This is a genomic window from Sphingomonas sp. LaA6.9 (assembly GCF_022601895.1).
Taxonomy (GTDB): domain Bacteria; phylum Pseudomonadota; class Alphaproteobacteria; order Sphingomonadales; family Sphingomonadaceae; genus Sphingobium_A.
Genome location: NZ_JAKVIO010000032.1, coordinates 16,716 through 37,716, shown reverse-complemented (window position 1 = coordinate 37,716; position 21,001 = coordinate 16,716). Strand labels below are relative to the sequence as shown.

The 21,001-nt window shown below is 63.3% G+C and carries 18 protein-coding genes and 1 tRNA gene; 13 read left to right on the top strand and 6 right to left on the bottom strand.

Going from position 1 to position 21,001, the window contains the following annotated elements:
* The first annotated feature begins 16 nt into the window (after positions 1 to 16).
* The 5 genes from MKI88_RS15345 (at position 17) to MKI88_RS15325 (ending at position 7,030) form a co-directional block, all read left to right on the top strand.
* Complete coding sequence (locus MKI88_RS15345) at positions 17 to 694, top strand: HAD family hydrolase (protein WP_241632268.1); 678 nt, start codon at positions 17 to 19, stop codon at positions 692 to 694.
* A 317-nt stretch (positions 695 to 1,011) separates the two neighbouring features.
* Positions 1,012 to 1,692: a response regulator transcription factor gene (locus MKI88_RS15340; protein WP_241632267.1), complete on the top strand. Its 681-nt coding sequence runs from the start codon at positions 1,012 to 1,014 to the stop codon at positions 1,690 to 1,692.
* A gap of 283 nt (positions 1,693 to 1,975) precedes the next feature.
* On the top strand, positions 1,976 to 4,291 hold the full coding sequence (locus tag MKI88_RS15335) for a Wzz/FepE/Etk N-terminal domain-containing protein (protein ID WP_241632266.1): 2,316 nt from the start codon (positions 1,976 to 1,978) through the stop codon (positions 4,289 to 4,291).
* A 32-nt stretch (positions 4,292 to 4,323) separates the two neighbouring features.
* The gene (asnB, locus tag MKI88_RS15330; RefSeq protein WP_241632265.1) at positions 4,324 to 6,321 is read left to right on the top strand and encodes an asparagine synthase (glutamine-hydrolyzing); all 1,998 of its coding nucleotides are present in this window, start codon (positions 4,324 to 4,326) and stop codon (positions 6,319 to 6,321) included.
* 166 nt (positions 6,322 to 6,487) lie between these two features.
* On the top strand, positions 6,488 to 7,030 hold the full coding sequence (locus tag MKI88_RS15325; RefSeq protein WP_241632264.1) for a TIGR02281 family clan AA aspartic protease: 543 nt from the start codon (positions 6,488 to 6,490) through the stop codon (positions 7,028 to 7,030).
* 32 nt (positions 7,031 to 7,062) lie between these two features.
* On the opposite strand, the gene MKI88_RS15320 is transcribed toward MKI88_RS15325, so the two are convergent.
* Positions 7,063 to 7,950: a peptidylprolyl isomerase gene (locus MKI88_RS15320; protein ID WP_241632263.1), complete on the bottom strand. Its 888-nt coding sequence runs from the start codon at positions 7,948 to 7,950 to the stop codon at positions 7,063 to 7,065.
* Between the two features lie 99 nt (positions 7,951 to 8,049).
* Positions 8,050 to 8,532 carry a hypothetical protein gene (locus tag MKI88_RS15315; RefSeq protein WP_241632262.1) on the bottom strand — a complete coding sequence of 161 codons (483 nt, stop codon included), beginning with the start codon at positions 8,530 to 8,532 and terminating at the stop codon, positions 8,050 to 8,052.
* A 185-nt stretch (positions 8,533 to 8,717) separates the two neighbouring features.
* On the opposite strand from MKI88_RS15315, the gene MKI88_RS15310 reads away from it, so the two are divergent.
* Positions 8,718 to 8,808 (top strand) — tRNA-Ser (locus MKI88_RS15310).
* A 273-nt stretch (positions 8,809 to 9,081) separates the two neighbouring features.
* Here MKI88_RS15310 and gyrB read toward each other — a convergent pair.
* On the bottom strand, positions 9,082 to 11,577 hold the full coding sequence (gene gyrB, locus MKI88_RS15305) for a DNA topoisomerase (ATP-hydrolyzing) subunit B (protein ID WP_241632283.1): 2,496 nt from the start codon (positions 11,575 to 11,577) through the stop codon (positions 9,082 to 9,084).
* Between the two features lie 70 nt (positions 11,578 to 11,647).
* The gene (recF, locus tag MKI88_RS15300; protein ID WP_407073363.1) at positions 11,648 to 12,760 is read right to left on the bottom strand and encodes a DNA replication/repair protein RecF; all 1,113 of its coding nucleotides are present in this window, start codon (positions 12,758 to 12,760) and stop codon (positions 11,648 to 11,650) included.
* 158 nt (positions 12,761 to 12,918) lie between these two features.
* Between recF and MKI88_RS15295 the strand changes: the two genes are divergently transcribed.
* Complete coding sequence (locus MKI88_RS15295) at positions 12,919 to 13,446, top strand: hypothetical protein (RefSeq protein WP_241632261.1); 528 nt, start codon at positions 12,919 to 12,921, stop codon at positions 13,444 to 13,446.
* 76 nt (positions 13,447 to 13,522) lie between these two features.
* Here the strand turns inward: MKI88_RS15295 and dnaN are convergent, their stop codons facing one another.
* Together dnaN and MKI88_RS15285 are read right to left on the bottom strand one after the other, a co-directional pair.
* Positions 13,523 to 14,635: a DNA polymerase III subunit beta gene (gene dnaN / locus MKI88_RS15290; RefSeq protein WP_241632260.1), complete on the bottom strand. Its 1,113-nt coding sequence runs from the start codon at positions 14,633 to 14,635 to the stop codon at positions 13,523 to 13,525.
* A gap of 247 nt (positions 14,636 to 14,882) precedes the next feature.
* Positions 14,883 to 15,455, bottom strand: a complete 573-nt coding sequence (locus MKI88_RS15285) for an outer membrane protein (protein ID WP_241632259.1) — start codon at positions 15,453 to 15,455, stop codon at positions 14,883 to 14,885.
* A gap of 149 nt (positions 15,456 to 15,604) precedes the next feature.
* On the opposite strand from MKI88_RS15285, the gene MKI88_RS15280 reads away from it, so the two are divergent.
* From MKI88_RS15280 to MKI88_RS15255, 6 genes are all read left to right on the top strand, one after another.
* A complete protein-coding gene (locus tag MKI88_RS15280; RefSeq protein ID WP_241632258.1) occupies positions 15,605 to 16,240 on the top strand; it encodes a histidine phosphatase family protein in 636 nt (211 codons plus the stop codon).
* Positions 16,237 to 16,725, top strand: coding sequence for a hypothetical protein (locus tag MKI88_RS15275; protein ID WP_241632257.1), 489 nt, complete (start codon positions 16,237 to 16,239; stop codon positions 16,723 to 16,725). Before MKI88_RS15280 ends, MKI88_RS15275 begins: the two co-directional genes overlap by 4 nt.
* A 113-nt stretch (positions 16,726 to 16,838) precedes the next feature.
* A complete protein-coding gene (gene rlmN, locus MKI88_RS15270) occupies positions 16,839 to 18,047 on the top strand; it encodes a 23S rRNA (adenine(2503)-C(2))-methyltransferase RlmN (protein WP_241632256.1) in 1,209 nt (402 codons plus the stop codon).
* A gap of 64 nt (positions 18,048 to 18,111) precedes the next feature.
* Positions 18,112 to 18,930, top strand: coding sequence for a cytochrome b/b6 domain-containing protein (locus tag MKI88_RS15265; protein ID WP_241632255.1), 819 nt, complete (start codon positions 18,112 to 18,114; stop codon positions 18,928 to 18,930).
* The gene (locus MKI88_RS15260) at positions 18,927 to 19,691 is read left to right on the top strand and encodes a molybdopterin-dependent oxidoreductase (RefSeq protein WP_407073362.1); all 765 of its coding nucleotides are present in this window, start codon (positions 18,927 to 18,929) and stop codon (positions 19,689 to 19,691) included. The genes MKI88_RS15265 and MKI88_RS15260 overlap by 4 nt, the downstream gene beginning before the upstream one ends.
* Before the next feature lie 72 nt (positions 19,692 to 19,763).
* Positions 19,764 to 20,996: a cyclopropane-fatty-acyl-phospholipid synthase family protein gene (locus MKI88_RS15255; RefSeq protein ID WP_241632254.1), complete on the top strand. Its 1,233-nt coding sequence runs from the start codon at positions 19,764 to 19,766 to the stop codon at positions 20,994 to 20,996.
* Positions 20,997 to 21,001 lie beyond the last annotated feature (5 nt).

Below are 21,001 nucleotides of genomic sequence, written 5' to 3'. Positions count from 1 at the left end.
CGAACGCGTTGAGCGCGTGGTCGTATTCGATCTCGACGACACGCTTTACCTGGAACGCGATTACGTGCTGAGCGGATTTCGCGCGGTCGGCGCGTGGGTCGAGGAAGAGTTGCGGATATCGAATTTTGCCGAGCTGGCCGCTGCGATCTTCGACACCGGCCACAGAGGCGACGTGTTCAACCGCGCCTTTGCCGATCTGGGCGTGCGCGCGACGCCCGAGTTCATCGGCAAGGCCGTCGACGTCTATCGCAGGCATTGGCCCGAGATCCGCCTGGCGCAGGATGCGGCCGCGCTGCTGGCGGCCGAGCGGCCCGACGGCTTGTGTCTCGCGCTGGTGACCGACGGCTTCCTTGTCGCGCAACAGCAGAAGATCAGGGCGCTGGGGCTCGCCGCTAAGGGATTCTGGCCGTTGATCTGCACCGATCTTTGGGGGCGCGCCTATTGGAAGCCGCATCCCCGCGCCTTCGAATGCATCGAGGCGCTGTTCGGGCTGCCTCCGCACCGCCTTACCTATATTGGGGATAATCCAACCAAGGATTTTGTGGCCCCCAGGCAGCGGGGCTGGCAGACCATCCGTGTCGATCGGCCGCAACGTGTCAATTCGGTGCAGCCGATGCACCTTTCGGGCGAGAGTGATTTGACCATTGTGGATCTTTCGCGGCTCGACTGGGCAGAGATATGCGCCGAAGGATGACGTACGTAATAATCCCATTGGCAATACCTGCCAATTGGCATTAGCTTAACATTAACACACTGAAACAGCGTCCATCCCTTATCCGTTGCAAGGCAATGGATACGCCGATGGAGTGATCCTGGGGTTATATCCGCGCAGGGGCTGGAGCGAGCATAATAACAACTGTGTGTAGGCTATGAGGATGATTTGATCATTTCTCATCGTCATGATTTTGTTTTACGGAGCATAAAATAAAATTACACAATTGAATAATGTTTCAGGGTGGTGGTCGCATAATCCTGTTTCCATGAATTGCCGAAAACGCAATGGAGGGTGTTATGCGTGACAATATTCAGGTTTCTATTCTCGGCAGAAATGAAATTGTCCGGGAGGGTCTGAGAAGGATCCTGACCGAGCAGTCATTCAATGTTCTCGATGTCGTGCAGGACGCCGAACATCTTACCAGCGACAACGAGAACGGCAGTTTGAATTGCCTGTTCATCGTTGATTCGACTACCGACAAGGAAGGGTTGGATACGTGTCGGCAGCTGCGGCAACGTTTTCCGGGTTGTCGCGTGGTCATCATGGCCGACAACTATCGGCTCGATGCGATTGCACGCGCGTTCGAAGCCGGCGCCGACGGCTATCTGGTCAAGGCGATATCGTGTGAACCGCTGGCAGGTGCGCTCAACCTTATCGCGCTTGGCGAAAAGGTGGTGCCGACCCAGGTCGTCGAATCGCTGACCAATATGCATTGGCAGCCAGCCAGCGGCGATTGGGAAGCGAGCCGCGCTTCGGTCAATCTATCGGATCGCGAGATCGAAATTCTTCAATGCCTTGTATGCGGTGAAGCGAACAAGGTGATTGCCCGCCGCCTCGACATTACTGAAGCCACGGTCAAGGTGCATATCAAGGCGATTCTCAGGAAGCTCAATGTGCTCAACCGCACGCAGGCCGCAATCTGGGCGGTGATGCGCGGCATTGGCGATGACGACCATCGGATCGCTGCGTGCAATTGACGATATCGAGCCGAAAGGCTCCGCACCGGAAACGGGGCGCGCCTAGCCCGATGCGCGCCCCACTACTTCCAATGGGAATTGGAAAGCCATCGCGTTAATCTCCTGGGATGGGCCGCTATCACTATGATCGCTGGCCAGATGGGCACCGGATCATAGAATGTTTGTTCGGTGCGGTACCGGCAAGCTCGAGACGGTCCGGCACCCCGGCCATGTGTAGATGGGGGGTTGAACAATGCCCGACGGGAAAATCGCCCGCATCGTTGAGCCGCAGGCCCTAAGGGCGATGACGGTTCAGGAGCCGTGGCGCCCCAATAACAGGACCGAGGCCGCCTATGTAGGCATGGTCGAAATCTGGCGCATCCTGATGCGCCATCGCACACTGCTTGTCGGGGCGATGCTGGGGGTGCTCGCATTCACCGTTCTGGCGTTGCTGCTTACAAAGCCGATCTATACGAGCGCCGCGGTCGTGATGGTCCAGCCCGAAAAGGAAATAGCAGACGCGCAGGCCGCCACAGTCGTCGCGACCCCTGATGAAGAGCTGCGCATTTCCACGCGTATTGAGCTGCTGCAATCGCGTGCGCTTGCCCGACGCGTGGTGCGGAATGCCGATCTGATGGAAGATCCCGAGTTTGTCCCGCCGGCCGCGAAACTCAGTCTGATGCAACGCATCGGCCTGCAACCCGCCCCGCCAAAGCTCGAGGAGAGCGCGCTTCTGGCCGAGATGAGCGCGAAGGATGTCAACGAGGCAGCCGAAAAAGCGAAGCTGGAGGAAGTCACCGATAGCCTCATGGGTCGCACGACGGTGACGCGCCTCGGCCGATCGCATCTGATCGACGTTTCGGTCAGTTCGGAAGATCCCTATAAGGCGAGCCATCTCGCCAATCGCATCGTGCAGACGCATGTGGATTCCCAGCGCTCGGAAGAGCGCAATTCGCGCCGACGCGCGATCGCGGATCTGAAGAGCCGCGTGAATGAGTTGCGCGTCACGCTGGAAACCGAAGATTCCGCGGTGGCTGGCTATATGCGTGCGAACAATCTGTTCACTTCGCGCCCCGAAGAAATCAACAACACATTGCTCGCGCGTATCTCCGGCGCGCTCTCCGAGGCCAAGGCGGCAGGCGCGCTGACCGGCAGCAAGGCGCGCGGGGTAGCGAGTGCATCGAATACGATCGCGACCTCGCCGGTACTCAACGATCTCAAGTCGCAGGAGGCTACGCTTGCGGCGAAGGTGGCGGATCTTTCGAGCTTCTACGGCCCAGGTCATCCCGATCTGGCGAAGGCGACGGCGCAGTTGACCGAAGTTCGCCAACGCATCGGCCAGGAAATGACGCGCGCAGCGATGGCATCGATGCAGTCGGCTGCAATTGATAGCCGGGCCGATGCCGCGCGCACCGGTGCACTGGCCGGTGACCTTGGTGCGCTGCGAGCCGCGAATTCGCGCGAAATGGGCGCAATCGTCAATCTGAAGGAACTGCAACGCGAAGCCGACACGAGCCATCAACTCTATCTGTCGCTGCTCTCGCAGTTGAAGGAACTCATGGCCAAGCCCGAGGATATTCGCCCCGACATGCGAATCATATCGAGCGCACCGGTTCCGAAGCTGCCATCTCACCCCGAGCCTAAGAGAACGCTGGCAGTTGCGCTGATCGGCGGCGCGATTCTCGGCATTATCCTCGCGCTGGTGGCCGAGAATGTGGACAATCGCCTGCGCACGGCTGCCCAGGTCGAACGCGCCCTTGGCCTTCCCACCTTGGCCATGGTGCCCGACGTATCAGGTCACATGGCGCTCTCCGCACCGCACGCGCTCATCGCCGAGCGTCCGGGGTCTGTATTCCCCGAAGCCCTGCGCAATCTCTATATCGAGTTGCTCGCGCGCGTTAAGAAGAGCGGGGCAATGGTGGTCGTGGTCACATCGCCTCTGGTGAACGAAGGCAAAACCACGGTGGCTGCAGGACTCGCCGCGGCGGCGAGTTCGTTGGGGCACAGAGCTGTCTCGGTCGACGTCGATCTGCGACAACCTGCGTCGCTGCACCCGCGCCCCGACCAGGCGGACACCCCCGATGTCGTTGCCTATCTCAGTAATCGCGCCGGGCTCGATGAAGTGCTGGTGTCCGATGACCGGCTGGGCCATTTCGAGAAAATCGGGGTCAATCACGCCGTAGCAGACGCGAGCGCGCTGATCTCGTCGCCACGGCTCGAAGAGATGCTCTCGCAACTGCGTGAACGCTTCGACCTGATTGTGCTGGACGCCCCGCCAATTCTACCAGTGCTCGATGCAAAGATACTTTCGGGCATCGCGGACGCGACCATTCTGGTTCTCGATTGGGGGCGGTCCCACCCGGAGGCAGCGCGCGTCGCTGTCGACATATTCGGCGACGAAATCGCAGGGGTCGTGCTCAATCGGGTAAATTATGGCGAGCATGCGCGCCGCAGCTATGGCGACGCGATCCACTATTATTCGCGGTACCAGGAATATTATCGCCCCGGCGGCGAGGCAAGCGCGCCTGGGCGCGGCGTCGTGACGATGCTCGACAGGCTGCCGGGGTTCGCATCGGTCAAGTCCGCGATCCATCGGATCTTCGGAAGGCATGTCGATTGATCTGCCAGACTGGCACCGAGGGGTAATGTTCAATGTGCGGAATCGCCGGGTTCTTTGATCGATCGGCGACAAGCGAATTCGCCTCGACGCTCGCCGCGATGACCGACGCCATCACGCACCGCGGCCCCGATGATGCGGGCGGATGGATTGATCAGGACGCCGGGCTGGCGCTCGGACACCGGCGGTTGTCGATCATCGACCTTTCCCCGGCGGGGCACCAGCCGATGCCTTCTGCCACCGGCCGGTTTGTGATCGTGTACAATGGGGAAATCTACAATCACGCGATGCTGCGCAACGAGCTGGAAGCCCTTGGCGCCGCGCCGCGCTGGAAGGGTCATTCGGATACCGAGGTGATGCTCGCGGCGTTCGAGAAGTGGGGCGTGGAGGGCGCGCTGAACCGTTTCAACGGCATGTTCGCGTTCGCGCTTTGGGACAGGCTCGCGCGCAAGCTCTATCTGGCGCGTGATAGGCTTGGGGAAAAGCCGCTCTATTACGGATCCGCCGCGGCCGGATTTGTGTTCGCATCCGAGCTCAAGGCGATTGCCGCGCATCCCGGGTTCGAGCCGGTGGTAAACCGCGATGCGCTCGCCCTGTTCCTGCGGCACAGCTATGTGCCCGCGCCCCACAGCATCTGGCGCGGTATCCACAAACTGCCCGCAGCGCATTATGTCGTCGTCGATGACGATGGCAGGTCGGTGAGCGCGCCGATATGCTATTGGAATTTTGATGACATAGCGCGATCAGGGACGTCGGACCCGCGCGACGACGGCCCTTGGCTGGTGGACGAACTCGAAGCATTGCTCTGCAACGCTGTCGCGCAGCGGATGGAGGCGGACGTCCCGCTGGGCGCATTTCTGTCGGGCGGGGTCGACAGTTCCCTGATCGTTGCATTGATGCAATCGGTATCGTCACGCCCGGTCCGCACCTTTTCGATCGGCTTTGACAACGCCGCCTTCGACGAAGCCCCCCATGCCCGTGCGGTGGCCGCGCATCTCGGCACCGAGCATTGCGAAATGTACGTCACTGCCGAGGACGCGCTCGCGGTCATCCCTCGGCTTCCCACCATTTGGGACGAACCCTTTGCCGATCCCTCGCAGGTGCCAACCTATCTGCTCAGCAAGCTTACCCGCCAGCACGTCACCGTCAGCCTTTCGGGGGATGGCGGCGACGAACTGTTCGCGGGCTATGCACGCTATCATCGCGCGGCGCGCACGCGCCAGTCGCTCGGGCATATTCCTTCGTCGATGCGCGGCGCGCTGGGCCAGTCCCTGCAGGACGGGCTGCTATACGAAATGGCGGGAATGGCTCAGCGCGTCCTGCCACGCCATTTGCGGCGATTGGCGCCGGCCGATCGGCTTTCCAAGCTTGGCGGGCTTTTCCGCGCCGATTCCGATGAGGCCTTTTGCCGCGATTTCATGGCGATCGGAAAACCGCATGACCTGCTGGCAACGGCTGACGAGGAAGGAGCGGAGCTGCCTGGCGACAGCATGCCATTGTTCGCAGATCTCCGGCTACAGATGATGCACCGCGACACGCTGATCTACCTGCCCGACGATATATTGGCCAAGGTGGATCGTGCGAGCATGGCAGTAAGCCTGGAGACGCGCGTGCCCTTTCTTGATCACCGCGTCGTCGAATTCGCATGGCGGCTGCCGATGTCCGCGAGAGTCAAGGGCGGACGCGGCAAGCATATCCTGCGGCAAGTGCTTCACAGGCACGTCCCCGTCGAACTTGTTGAGCGTCCGAAAAAGGGATTCGGACTGCCACTTGCGGAGTGGCTTGCGGGGCCCCTGCGCGAATGGACCGAGGAGCTGCTCGATCCCCGCCGTCTGCGCGCCGAAGGTTTTTTCGACCCGGATCGGGTGGGCCGCATCTGGCGCGAACATCTTTCCGGTGAACGACGCTGGCACTTTTGCCTGTGGGACATCCTGATGTTCCAGGCCTGGCATGCCGAACAGCCATCTCTGTCGCGACTGCCACGCGCGAACGCCGAACCAATACGGCTGATCGAGGCAGGGCTGGCACACTGAAGTTTACCCCGATGCCCCGCCCATTCCGCCGCAGCGCGCTGCGTCGGCCCGAGAACGATTCGGTTCGTCGCGGGTCGCTTGAAGCGGCGAGATTTTGCGGGCATTAACGCCGTTCGTCGTCCGGCGGGCAAAGGGCTGGCGACGAAGGTCCGCAGGGGGTTGCAATATGATGCGGCTGGTTTTCCTGATCTGCCTGGGTGCGATTGCGCTGCTCGCATTGATGCCCGGCGGGCCGACGACCCCGGCTCTCAGGCCGGGCCAGACCGGACAGGCCGCCAATGTGGTTTCCGGGCATCTGGTTGCGGATGCCGCACCACCGCGTGTCGAGCAGGCCGGCAACGGGATCGCGGAGGTCGTGCTCCGCCGCGCGTCCGACAGCCATTTCTATGCCGAGGCGCAGGTCAACGGCGCGGCGGTGCGCTTTCTCGTCGATTCAGGCGCGAGCGCGGTCGTGCTGACGCGCGCGGACGCCCAAAAGGCAGGAATTGGAGCGCAGGCGGGCGAGTTCACGGCGCGCGCCATGTCGGCAAATGGTGAAGTAAAGCTGAAGCCCGTGATGCTCGACCGGCTGGCGATCGGGCCAGTATCGGCAACCAACGTGAAGGCGATGGTCGCGGAAAATGATCTTGGCGTGTCGCTGCTGGGGCAGAGCTTTCTGTCACGCGTCGCCAAGGTCGAAATCACCGAAGGCGAAATGCGGCTGCGTTGATCAGAGCCGCCGCCTGAAGATCGATGCGAGCTTCACGATGCTCGTCGGATCGGCACCGGGATATTGCAGACGTCCGCGCCGCCAGCCGGCACGTTGAAGAAGGGGTCACGGCGGTTGGCACGTGCATCGCGATAGGCACTGAAGCTCTTTGAAGACAGATACTGGTAGCGCGACTTTGCGCCAGCCTCGGCATCGGACATCGGCTTTATGCTGCCGATCGCGATACGTTGCTGCCCATCGGTGTAGAAGCCGAGATCGCCAGTCCCCCGCGGACGCGATGCCAGAAACTCCATGCCCTCGATCACGCGGCCGACCAGCGCGATATTTCGATCGAGATGGCGTGGCGCGTGCCCGATCACCGCATAGAGCTCTGCGCCTGAACCCGTATCTGGCGCCAGATTGCGCCCGACCCCGACCATGCCATAGCAGTGCGTGAGCCATATATTGTCGCCATCGCCGCCGACGGGCCAGCCCTTCCAGAAGCCGGTCCTCTTGGCATAGGGGTCGGGCCAATCGATCCAGTCGGGCGACAGGCCTTTCACGGGGCGGAAATACTCCGCGGCGGGCTTGGCAATGACACCTTCGGGCAGCGTCTTCCGTTCGGTCGCGTCACCCCATTGCACGACATAATTGTCCTGAACGCGGTTGATGCTCGTGCCATCCCACCAGCGCGCTGCCGCAATCTTCCGGATGTTGCCGACATGGACAGGCGCGAATTCGGACGCCATCTGGATGACGACGCGCCCGCCTTCGGCGGTTTCCATCAGCAGCAATTCGCTTTCGGGAATATCGATCCAATCCCCCGGCGGCGCACTGGCGGCGATCTCGGCCGGGCTTGGTGCGGAGGCGTCGCCGGGCGCGAGCGCAAACCAGGCAACGGGAGCGAGTGCCACAGCGGCGACCAGGGCGACCTTTATCATCGAGCGTCGGAGACTAGCGCCACATTCTCAAATGAAAAGGGGCAGATTTGCCTGAAATATCGCGCGATTATGCGTGTTCCACCCCCAGTTCCCTGTACGCTATCTGGCACAGGCGGCCGTGTCGCCAGCCTTGCATGCTTCGACGCGGCGGCGCCATTCGTCCATCGCCGCGGCATGCTGGCGCTCGCTCTCGGCGACGGCTTGCTGGTGTGCGGCCAGTGCTGCCTGATGGTCCTCCTCGGTCTTGCGCGCGGCATCGATACGCGCTTGCGTGGCGGCACGGTGCTGGTCCTCGGCCGCCTGCGCCAATGTGGCGTTGAGCTCTGCAGTGCGGCGCCGCTCCTCGATCTCGGCCGCCATAGCTGCGGCGGCAATGGCGGCGGGTGTTGGGGCTTCGAACGCTTTTTCCTCAAGGTTGCCGGCAGTTGCATCCATCGGCGGCCCCAGTGGCGCGTCAGGCACAGGCACGCGGGCAGGAAGGCTGGGCGGCAGATCGACGGGCCGGATGGTGCCGTGTTGCGCAGCCAGCGGCGTCAGCGGGAGAGCGGCAAGCACGAACAGGCGCAGCAAATGATCAAACATGTTTCCCCATAGGATTTCTCGATGCCGTGCGATGCGAAACGTGCGACCGAAGCATCGGATCCTCAACCGACGTTGTTGACCGATCGCTCGCTCCGTCCATTTCATAGCCTGAGTCAGCCACTGCAAATGATCCGGTTGCGTCGAGCGCCGCCGCGCGATAGGGGCTTCAGGCATCCAGAGCATGCGGAGCGGTGGCCGAGTGGTCGAAGGCGCTCGCCTGGAAAGTGAGTATACGGCAAAACCGTATCGAGGGTTCGAATCCCTCCCGCTCCGCCAAAGACGCTTCCTGCGTCGTCTCCCGCGTACTCAAGACTGGTTGCATTTCCGCAGATTCTGCGGACGTGTTCCGCTTGCACGCGTTCGCCAGGTCTCAATGCTTTTGGAGTCAGCGGTCATACGGCTTCTGGCGGGCATCCGCCTCGTGAACTCGATCAAGCGCCTGAACCGGACACGGCCCGAATAACGTCGGGGGCGCGGATCAACCTTCGCTAGCGGGCCACCGGCCCGCCAGCGCGGCCTGGCCTGTCCCAAAAATCGCCTGACCGCCAACTAGACGTCAAGGTTCGCCACGCTCAGCGCATTGTCCTGGATGAACTCGCGGCGTGGTTCGACGACGTCGCCCATCAGCCGCGTGAAGATCTCGTCGGCGACGTCGGCCTGGGACACCTCGACCTTCAGCAGCGAGCGATTCTGCGGATCAAGCGTCGTTTCCCAGAGCTGTTCGGCGTTCATTTCGCCAAGACCCTTGTAGCGCTGGATCGACAGGCCCTTGCGCCCCGACGCCAGAATGGCATCGAGCAGCTCGGAAGGTCGGCTGACCAGCGTGCCCTTTGCGTCGGAGACGGGTGCGGGCAGATCTTCCTCGCCCTCGGGGACGTCGGCGACGACCTGTGTCGCCTTCGATTGCGCAACCAGTCGCGAGACGTTGGCATAGGCCTCTATCTGCTCGCTCGCGAGCGCATGCAGCTTGCGCGCCTCGGCGCTGCCGAGGAATGCAGCCTCGATATGGTGGTGGTCGGTCACGCCGCGCCACAGCCGCTCGAGGTCATAACCGCCACGGCTGAGGCGCGCAGTCCAGCGCGCTTCCTTGTCCGAGGCTTCGAGCCACTTGGCGACCTTGGTGATCGCCTCCTCGCGGCTTTGGTCGGGCAGGTCGGGAGCGAGCGCACCAGCCAGTGCCAGCGCCTCGATGATTGCGGGATCATAGCGGCGCGGGACGTAGCGCATGAGCGTGCGCACGCGCCGCGCATGTTCGACGAGTATGCGCAGGTCCTCGCCAGCGCGCGCGCCGCCCTGCGCCTCGAGCACCATCGCACCGATGCCCGCGTCGACCAGATAGTCGTCAAGCGCGGCGTCGTCCTTGACATAGACCTCGCTGCGGCCGCGCGCGACCTTGTAGAGCGGCGGCTGCGCGATGTAGAGGTGCCCCGCCTCGATGATCTGGGGCATCTGCCGGTAAAAGAAGGTCAGAAGCAGCGTGCGGATATGGGCGCCGTCGACGTCGGCGTCAGTCATGATCACGATCTTGTGATAGCGCAGCTTTTCCAGGTTGAAGTCGTCGCGGCCGATGCCAGTTCCCATCGCCTGGATGAGCGTGCCGATTTCCTTCGACGAGAGCATGCGGTCGAAGCGCGCGCGCTCGACGTTCAGGATCTTGCCCTTGAGCGGCAGGATCGCCTGGATGTTGCGGTCGCGCCCCTGCTTGGCGGAACCGCCTGCCGAGTCACCCTCGACGAGGAAGAGTTCGCACTTGCTGGGATCGCGCTCCTGGCAATCCGCCAGTTTGCCCGGCAGCGAGGCGATATCCATCACGCCCTTGCGGCGCGTGAGCTCGCGCGCGCGCTTGGCGGCCTCGCGCGCGGCGGCGGCGTCGATGATCTTGGCGACGATCGCGCGCGCATTGGCCGGATTTTCCTCGAGCCATTCGGCCATCTTGTCCGCGAGCAAGCTTTCGAGCGGCTGGCGCACCTCGGACGAGACGAGCTTGTCCTTGGTCTGCGAGCTGAACTTGGGATCGGGCAGCTTGACCGAGACGATCGCGGTCAGCCCCTCGCGCATGTCATCGCCCGTCAGCGAGACCTTTTCCTTCTTCAGCAGCCCAGACTTTTCCGCATAGTTGTTGAGCGTGCGCGTCAGCGCCGCGCGGAAGGCGGCAAGGTGCGTGCCGCCGTCGCGCTGGGGAATGTTGTTCGTGAAGCAGAGGACGTTTTCGTAGTAGCTGTCGTTCCACTCGAGCGCGACGTCGATCCCGATGTCGTCGCGCTGGCCGTTGATCGCGATCGGCTCGGGGAAAAGCGGCGTCTTGGCGCGGTCAAGATACTTCACGAACGCGGCGATCCCGCCCTCGTAATAAAGCTCGTGCTCGACCCTTTCCTCGTGCCGGGCATCGGCGAGGATCAGGCGCACGCCCGAATTGAGGAAGGCGAGCTCGCGGTAACGATGCTCGAGCTTCTCGAAGTCGAACTCGGTGATCTTGAAGGTCGCTGGCGAAGGGAAGAAGGTGACGCGCGTGCCCTTCTTGCCATTGGCGGGACCGACGACCTTGAGGGGCGCGACCGCATCGCCGAACGCGAAGCGCATGTAATGCTCCTCGCCGTCGCGCCAGATCGTCAGATCGAGCCACTCGGAAAGCGCGTTGACTACCGACACGCCAACGCCGTGCAGGCCGCCCGACACCTTGTAGGCATTGTCGTCCGAGGTGTTCTCGAACTTCCCGCCCGCATGCAGCTGTGTCATGATGACCTCGGCGGCGGAAACGCCCTCCTCGGCATGGATGCCCGTAGGAATGCCGCGTCCATTGTCCTCGACCGAGACCGAGCCGTCGGCGTTCAGGGTGATGAGAATCCGGTCGCAATGCCCCGCAAGCGCTTCGTCGATCGCGTTATCGGAAACCTCGAACACCATGTGGTGGAGGCCAGAACCATCGTCGGTATCGCCGATATACATGCCCGGCCGCTTGCGCACCGCGTCGAGGCCCTTGAGGACCTTGATCGAATCGGCGCCATATTCGTTGGAATTGGGATTTTGTGCGGTGTCGTTGCTCATCATTGGTCCATAGCGAAGGGCTTGGCAAAACCCAAGCAAAAGCGGCGTTCCAGTGGCATGGAGATACGTCTCATATAATATGGCCCGACGCGATTTTGAAGCGGCTCGCAGCCGCCGGAATCGCGTCGAAAAGTGCATCCTCGGTGCCCGTCATCCAGACCTGCCCGTCTGTGTCTGCAAGCCGCTCGAACAACGCCGCTCTTCGTGAAGGATCGAGATGCGCGGCAACCTCGTCGAGCAACAATATCGGGCGCCGGCCCGTGCGCGCGGCGACGAGATCGGCGTGCGCGAGCACGATTCCCAGCAGCAGCGCCTTCTGCTCCCCCGTGGAGCAGCGTTCGGCGGGTTGGGCCTTGCCGAGATGCGTCACCTGAAGGTCCGAGCGATGCGGCCCCGCGAGCGTGCGCCCGGCCCCGGCATCGCGCGCGCGACCTTCGGCCAGAACGCGCGCGAACGCCTGCTGGTCGTGCGCCTGCCAGCCCACGAGCGCCAGGCCCGCGCGCGCGAAAACGCTTTCCGGAGCGCCGGCGATGCATGCCGCCAGCGCGGCGATCGTGCCTGCCCGTGCATCGGCAACGGCAACGCCATGCTCGGCCATCTGCGCTTCGAGTGCGGACAACCAGTCGCCGTCGGGGCGTTCATTCTCCGCGAGCAGTTTGTTACGCGCGCGCATCGCGGCTTCGTAGCGCGTCGTATGGACGGCATGACCCGGATGGAGCGCGAGCACCAGCCGGTCGAGAAAGCGGCGGCGGCCGCCCGCGCTTTCAGTGAAGAGCCGGTCCATCGCGGGCGTAAGCCAGAGCACCGAAAGCCATTCGGAAAGCGCGGTCGCCGCGGCTTGCACGCCATTGATCCTCACCTGACGTCGTTCAGGCGCGTCGGGAGTCGCACCCGTGCCGAGATCGACATCGCCCAATCGTGCCGCGACCGCGAAGCCACCCGCGCCTGTATCGCGCGCCATTTCGGATAGCGCTGCGCGTCTCAGCCCGCGTCCAGGTGTGAGCAGCGAGACTGCCTCGAGGATATTGGTCTTACCCGCTCCATTCTCGCCCGTCAGCACAACGAATCCCGGGCCGGGCGACAGCAGCGCGTCGGCGTAGGAGCGGAAATCGGTGAGGGCGAGACGGGTCAGCGGCACGCGCGCCTTCTGGGTCCGTTTCGCCCGAGTTGCAACATTTGCCATCGCCAGCGCCGGGCAGCATCTTCACGCCGCTGTCGATATCCCCCGGCGGCAGGCCGGCACATATCGCGTTTCGAATCTACTGCCCAACCGGCGCTGATCATTGCGAATTCTGCAGGACCTGTGGCACACTCCAGTCGCTCTAACGGAAGGGACAAGCCATGCAGCCTTATCCTTCGCAGCGTTATCGTCACTCCATGCTTCTGACGCTGGCAGTTGCCCTGTCGTTTGCCGCACCGGTGCTTGCCCAGTCGCCGGGCAAGAAGCCACAGTCTGCAGAGGACGCGGCGAAGTCCATCGTCACCGATCCGCTGGAGGATACCAACATCCAGAAGAAGAAGATCCCGCCGGTGCTCGAGGCGATCGGCAACAATCCCTATGCGCGCAAGGATACGCAGAGCTGCCAGACGATCGCGAGCGCGGTCGGCGCGCTTGATGATGCGCTCGGCCCCGATTTCGATGCGGGCCCGCAAAAGGGCGAGGGCTCGGACGTCAAGGCGATCGGCGCGGCGAAGAGCGTTGCCCAGAGCTTCATCCCCGGCCGCGGAATCATCCGCGAAGTGTCAGGCGCCAACAAGTCGGATGCGCGATACAATCACGCGGTCTATGCGGGGCTCGCGCGCCGCGCCTTCCTGAAGGGCGTGGGTGCACAGCGCGGCTGCAAGGCGCCCGCCGCCCCGCGAACCTAGGTGGCCTCAACCTTCTGAGCGAGGCCAGAGGCCGCGCGACCCGAGGCTCTCGGGTCTCTCGCCCTTTAGGATTTGATCAGACGCGCATCGGCATCAGCACATAGAGCGCAGACGCCTTGTCGTTCTCGCGGATCAGCGTCGGCGCGGCGGCATCGGCGAGGTGGACCTCGACGGCATCGCCCTCGATCTGGCCGAGAATATCGAGCAGATAGCGCGCGTTGAAGCCGATCTCGAAACCCTCGGACGCATATTCACCCGGAACTTCCTCGGCCGCAGTCCCGTTTTCGGGGCTGGTGACCGAAAGCGTGATCTTGTCGCGCTCGAGCGCCATCTTCACCGCGCGCGTCTTTTCGGTGGCGATGGTGGCGACCCGGTCGACCCCCTCCTCGAAGCTGCGCGGGTCGATCCTGAGGATCTTGTCGTTGCCCGTCGGGATGACGCGGCTGTAATCGGGGAAGGTGCCGTCAATCAGCTTGGAGGTGAGCACTGCGGTGCCGAGCCCGAAGCGGATCTTGGTGGGCGAGAGCGAAACCTCGACCGATCCATCGACCTCGTCGAGCAGTTTGCGCAGTTCAGCGACGCATTTGCGCGGGATGATCACGTCGGGCATGCCCTCGGCGCCATCGGGGCGCGGGACGGTGACGCGTGCGAGGCGATGGCCATCGGTCGCGGCGGCCTTGATTACCGGCTGCGATTCATCGGAAACGTGCAGAAAGATGCCGTTCAGGTAGTAGCGCGTTTCCTCGGTCGAGATCGCGAAGCGCGTCTTGTCGATGATCTGGCGCAGCGTCTGCGCAGGAAGCTCGAAGCGCGTCGGCAGTTCGCCTTCCGCGATCACGGGGAAATCGTCGCGTGGCAGCGTGGCGAGATTGAAGCGTGCACGCCCGGCGTTGATCTGCATCTTGCCTTCGGACGCCGCGAGCTCGACCTGACTGCCCTCGGGCAATTTGCGCGCAATGTCGAACAATGTGTGCGCCGATACCGTGGTCGCGCCCGCCTGGTCGACCGCCGCAGCCACGCTCTCGACGATCTGCAGATCGAGATCGGTCGCCATCAGCCGGATCGCGCCGTCGGCACTCGCTTCGAGAAGCACGTTGGACAGGATCGGGATGGTGTTGCGCCGCTCAACCACCGATTGCACGTGGCTGAGGCTCTTCAAGAGCGTTGCGCGTTCGATCGTCGCCTTCATGTCCTAACCCCCGGGGACTCTTGGATCTGGTTGTGCGGGGCACGGGCGCACCCCCAATGGTTCATCATCCATCCTTAACAAGAAAAAGGGCCGGAGCAAGCGGCTCCGGCCCGTTCTTTTTCGTCGCCCCGGCACAGGCCGGAATCATGCTGTCCTATTCGGTGACCCGAACCATGCCGGGCGACGAAGCGAGGCCGAGCCAGACCTGAAGGGATATCGGGCCCGACACCGTATCAGTCACGCTTCCTCAGAAGCGGATGCCGACGCCGCCAAGCACCTGGTGGCGCTCGACGCCCTGCTCATAGTTCGAGTAACGATACTCGCCCTTCACATAGGCCTTTCCGCCGATCTTCTGCTCGACGCCTGCGCCGACGCGCACACCATCGAGATGGTTCTTGGCGAGCGTAACTTCGTCGGTGCCATCGTCCGAAGTGAACTTGGCATCGGCATTGGTGTAACCGGCCTTGGCGTAAAGCAGCGTGTTGGCACCGACCGTGGTGCCGACGCGGCCGCCGACATAGAGATCGCGGCCGGCCTTCAGGCAAAGACGCGGATCCGCGACGGTCTTTGCGCCATCGTCGCAGGTCTTGTTGTTCGAATCCGAATATTCGACTTCGCCGCCGATCACGGCCTTGCCGATCTGCGCGTCATAGCCGGCGGCGATACCATAGCCGATATCGTCGTCGTGCCCGTCAGCCTGGACGCGATCCCAGCCGACCAGCGCCTCGACGCGCGGACCCGTGAAGGGCGCGGCATCCTGCGCCATGGCAGGGGTGGCGGCAGCGCTGGCGAGCAGCGTGGCCAGAACGAGAATACGCATACACAACTCCATTACTTGCGTGTCCCCGGAACGGGGGACGGGGTGCAAATGGCACCCGCTGTCTGAACCCCACATAAACCGGATGCAAAAAGCGCAATCGGCAACCGAAATTTATTGCAATGCCGCGACAGGCGCGGAATGGACCGGACATGAGCGGATCAGGGCGGTACTTCATCGCGCGGCACGGCGAGACGGTGTTCAATGCCGCGGGCCGGCTGCAGGGCGATCACGCCCACACGCCGCTTACCCGCGCGGGGTTTGCACAGGCTGATGCCATGGGCGTGATGCTCCGCGACTATCTCGGCCCCAGGCCCGCGCTGACGCTTTGGGCATCGGACACGGGCCGTGCGCTCCAGACATTGTCCGTGATCGCCGAGCATCTCGAGCTGGACTGGCACCAGGCAAGAACCGACGCCCGGCTTGCCGAAATCGGCATGGGTGCGTGGGGCGGACGTTATTATCATGACGTCATGGCGGAAGTCGGGCCCATACTCGATCGCGAGCAAGGCCTGTTCAGCCAGCAGGCGCCCGGCGGCGAATGGTATGATGACATCGCTGCGCGGCTGCGCGGCTGGCTCGACGACACCGCCGACCAGACCGGCGACCGGCTGATCCTGATGCACGGCATATCGAGCCGCGTCCTGCGCGGCATGCTAACCGGCGTCGCGACCACTTCGCAGCATCGCGCGCCCGTCGCGGCGGGACTGCCGCAGGGATCGATGGTCATGGTCGAGCATGGCCGCGAGACCATAATACGAACGGGCACGGGGCACGCGCCAGTATGAGATTGCTTCTCGGGTGCGCCTGCTTCGCTCTGCTCGCTACTCCAGCGCTGGCCACGCGCACGTCGCTCGGCACGTTCGAGGGCTGGGGCGCCTTTCGCGACGATCAGCCGCTGCGATGCTACGCCATCGCGGAGCCGCTGCGCAAATCGACAAAGGCGGCGTGGCGCGCATTTGCGAGCGTCTCGCACTGGCCCGGGCAAGGCGTGCGCGGCCAGACGCATGTCCGCCTCAGCCGCGAACGCAGCTCCGAGGCGGTGACGACGCTGCGGATCGGCGAACGCCGCTTCGTGCTTGTGGGCGGCGGCGCAGACGCATGGGCCCCCGACGCGCGCACCGACGCCGCGATCGTGGCCGCCATGCGCAATGCCCAGTCAATGACGATCGACAGCCGGGACGGCCAGGGTCGAGGCTTCAGCGACACCTATCGTCTGCGCGGAGCGGCGACCGCGATCGACGCAGCGGCGCTGGGCTGTGTACGGCGCTGAGCCGGACCCAGCGGGCAGCGGATACGGCGCCGGAGGCGGGGAGACCGGGCCATGACCCTCGCCCGGGGCGCGGACCCTAGCAAAATCGGCGATTTTGCACTATGTGGCGCGGCATGAACGCCCCGCAGACCATCACCATGCCGATTCCCGGCCACATAGACCCTGTGCCCGTGCCCCGCGCGATCACGCCGCGCGAGGACGGCCGCATCGACCTGATCGGCCTGCCCAGGGACGAGATCCGGGCCTATCTGATCGAAAAGGGCATGGAACTCAAACAGGCCAAGCTGCGCGCCAAGCAGCTGTGGCACTGGATCTACAATCGCGGCGCGACCGAATTCGCGCAGATGACCGACATCGCCAAGACCATGCACCCCTGGCTCGCCGAACGTTTCGTGATCGGCCGGCCCGAAGTCGTAGAGGCGCAGGTCTCGACCGATGGCACGCGCAAATGGCTGCTGCGTTCGGACGACGGCCAGGATTACGAGATGGTCTTCATCCCCGATGCGGACCGCGGCACGCTATGCGTCTCGTCACAGGTGGGATGCACGCTCAACTGCCGCTTCTGCCACACGGGCACGATGCGACTGGTCCGCAACCTGACCGCGGGCGAGATCGTCGGGCAGGTCATGCTGGCACGCGACTCCCTGGGCGAATGGCCGAGCCAGCCCGATGGCCGGCTGCTCACCAACATCGTGATGATGGGGATGGGCGAACCGCTCTACAATTTCGACAATGTCCGCGATGCGCTCAAGCTCGTCATGGACGGAGACGGGCTTGCGCTCTCCAAGCGCCGCATCACGCTCTCCACCTCGGGCGTGGTCCCGATGATGGCGCGCGCGGGCGAGGAGATCGGCGTCAACCTCGCGGTTTCGCTCCACGCGGTGACCAAGGAAGTCCGCGACGAGATCGTGCCCCTGAACCGCAAATACGGGATCGAGGAGCTTCTGCAGGCATGCGCCGACTATCCGGGTGCCAACAATGCGCGGCGAATCACCTTCGAGTACGTCATGCTCAAGGACAAGAACGACAGCGACGAAGATGCGCGCGAACTCGTGCGTCTCATCAGGAAGTTCAAGCTGCCCGCCAAGGTCAACCTGATTCCCTTCAATCCCTGGCCCGGGGCGGCGTATGAATGCTCGACCCCCGAGCGGATCAGGGCTTTCAGCAATATCGTGTTCGAGGCGGGCATCTCCGCTCCCGTCCGCACGCCGCGCGGCCGCGACATCGACGCCGCTTGCGGCCAGCTCAAGACAGCATCGGAAAAGAAAACCCGCGCCGAACTCGATCGGCTGGCAGAGGAAAAGCAGGCGGCGCTCGGCTGACCTGCAACCATTCGCGGCTTTACACCATAGTTGCCCGATGTGATCCTTCGGTCAGGAGAAAGGGATGGAACGCGCGGCCGAGGCGACAGAGGAACTGACGAGCCGGCCACGGCGCGTGCTCCGTCATCGTCTTTCCACACGGCTTTGGCACTGGTCGAATGCGCTCGCGGTCTTCGTGCTGCTAATGAGCGGGCTGATGATCTTCAATGCGCATCCGCGGCTCTATTGGGGGCAGTACGGCGCCAATACCGACAGAGCCTGGCTGCAGATCGGCTCCGACGAGACGCATGGCTATCTCAGGGTCGGCGACCGACGCTGGGATACGACCGGAGTCCTCGGTCGCTGGAGCGATGCCAATGGCGCCACCCAACGCCGGGCCTTTCCGCACTGGGCCACCCTGCCCTCGACCTATAATCTGGCACTGGCCCGCCGCTGGCATCTGTCCTTCGCCTGGCTGTTCGCCCTGGGGCTGCTCGGCTTCATGATCCGTGCCTTCTCGAACGGGCATGTGGCGCGCGACCTCAGCTTGACGCGCGAAGAGCTCAAACCGGGCGCAATATGGGGCGACGTGAGGGATCACCTGCGCCTGCGCTTCGACCACGGAGAGCGCTACAATCTGCTGCAGAAAGCGAGCTATATTCTCGTCGTCTTTGCGCTGCTGCCTCTGCTGATCTTCACCGGGCTGGCGATGTCGCCGGGCATGAACGCCGCCTGGCCCTGGCTGATCGACATTTTCGGGGGGCGGCAATCGGCACGCTCGATCCATTTCATCATCGCCGCGCTGATCGCGGGCTTCATCGGAGTGCACCTGCTGCTCGTGCTTTTGTCGGGGCCCATCCGCGGCGTCGGCGGCATGATCACAGGGCGGGAGACATATCGGTGAACCGGCTGTTCACGCGCCGCGGACTCATAGGGAGCGGTATCGCCATCGGAGCCGGGGGACTGGTTGGCGGTTGCGACCGGCTCGGCGAAAGCCCGACCTTCCGCAAGATCCTCTCCTGTGGCGAAGCGATGAACCGGCACGCGCAGCGCCTGCTGACCGATCGCAATGCGCTTGCTCGCGAGTTTTCGGTTGCGGAAATCTCTCCCTTTTTCCGCGGCAATGGTTCGCAGAATCCCGGTACGGGCGGCTATCCCGCCCATGCGGCGGCGGGCTTCGCCGACTGGCGCGTCAGCGTGTCGGGCCTCGTCGCGCGTCCGCTCACGCTGTCGATGGCGCAGATTCGATCGATGCCAAGACGCAGCCAGATCACGCGGCACGACTGCGTCGAGGGCTGGAGCGCCATCGGGAAATGGACCGGCGTTCCGCTCTCGAGGTTGCTCGACCAGGCGGGAATGATCGACCGGGCGCGTTTCATCGTCTTTCGCTGCGCCGACCGGATCGGCGACGTACCCTATTATGAATCGATCGACCTTGTTGACGCGCTGCATCCACAAACGATCATGGCCTGGGCGCTCAACGACCGGCTCCTTCCTATCCGCAATGGCGCACCGCTCAGGCTGCGCGTCGAACGCCAGCTCGGCTACAAACACGCCAAATATGTCCAGTCGATCGAGGCCGTGGCCAGCCTCGACGGTATCGGCCTCGGCAAGGGCGGCTTCTGGGAAGATCGCGTCGATTACGAATGGTATGCGGGTATCTGATAAAGACGAGTCTTGACCTGAGCGCGCTTCGCCTTACCCCTTGAAAAGGGGGCGCAACCGCACGGAGACGCCATGGCGCTGGTCGACACGTTCCTGCACAGGCTGGTGAAACGTGGAACGCTCACGCTCACCGACCATCTCGGCAACCGCAGCACTTTCGGTACGCCCGATCCCCTGTTCGGAGATGTCGCGATCCGCTTCGCGGACAGCGGCGTTGCCGGATACATCGTCCGCCACCCACGGCTTGGTGCGGCAGAGACCTTCATGGATGGCCGCCTGATCATCGAACGCGGCGATATACTCGATCTCATCACCCTGATTCGCCGCAACACCCCGTGGGAGCGCGGCGGCAAGCTTACCATCAGGAACCCGGTGCGCCGGTCGCTCAGCAGAGTGCAAAGCCGGCTATCGCGCTTCAACTGGGAAGGTCGCTCGAAGCGCAATGTCGCGCATCACTATGATCTAGGGAACAGTCTCTACGAGCTCTTTCTGGACGCCGACATGCAGTATAGCTGCGCCTATTTCACCGATCCTGCAAACAGCCTCGAACAGGCGCAAGAAGACAAAAAGGCGCACATCGCCGCCAAGCTCCACCTGAAACCCGGCCAGCGTGTGCTCGACATAGGCTGCGGCTGGGGCGGCATGGCGCTCTATCTCAACCAACATTTCGACGTCGACGTACTGGGCATAACGCTTTCCGAGGAACAGCTCGGTACCGCGCGCAATCGTGCTGCAGCAGCCGGCGTGTCAGACCGCGTCAGGTTCGAGCTGATCGACTATCGCAATCTTGAAGGGCAGTTCGACCGGATCGTGTCGGTCGGCATGTTCGAACATGTCGGCCCACCGCATTATCGCGAATTCTTCCGCCAGTGCCGCAACCTGATGACCGATGACGGGGTGATGCTGCTGCACACGATCGGCCGCTTCGGCGGACCCGGCACCACCGACGCTTTCACGCGCAAATATATTTTCCCCGGCGGCTATATCCCGGCGCTGAGCGAGGTCGTTTCGGCGAGCGAGAAGAACCGGCTGATCGCCACCGATGTCGAAACATTGCGTCTCCATTACGGGCTGACCGCCCATCATTGGTACAGGCGCACCGCCGAAAACCGCGACAGGATCGTTGCGCTCTATGACGAGCGCTTCTTTCGCATGTGGCAATTCTATCTGGCGGGCGCGATCTCGACCTTCGAATATGGCGGGATGGGCAATTACCAGATCCAGTACGTCAAGCGGCGCGACGCGCTGCCCATCACCCGCGATTATATCGCGAAGGACGAACAGCGCGTCGCGCACAAGGTCTGAAGGCA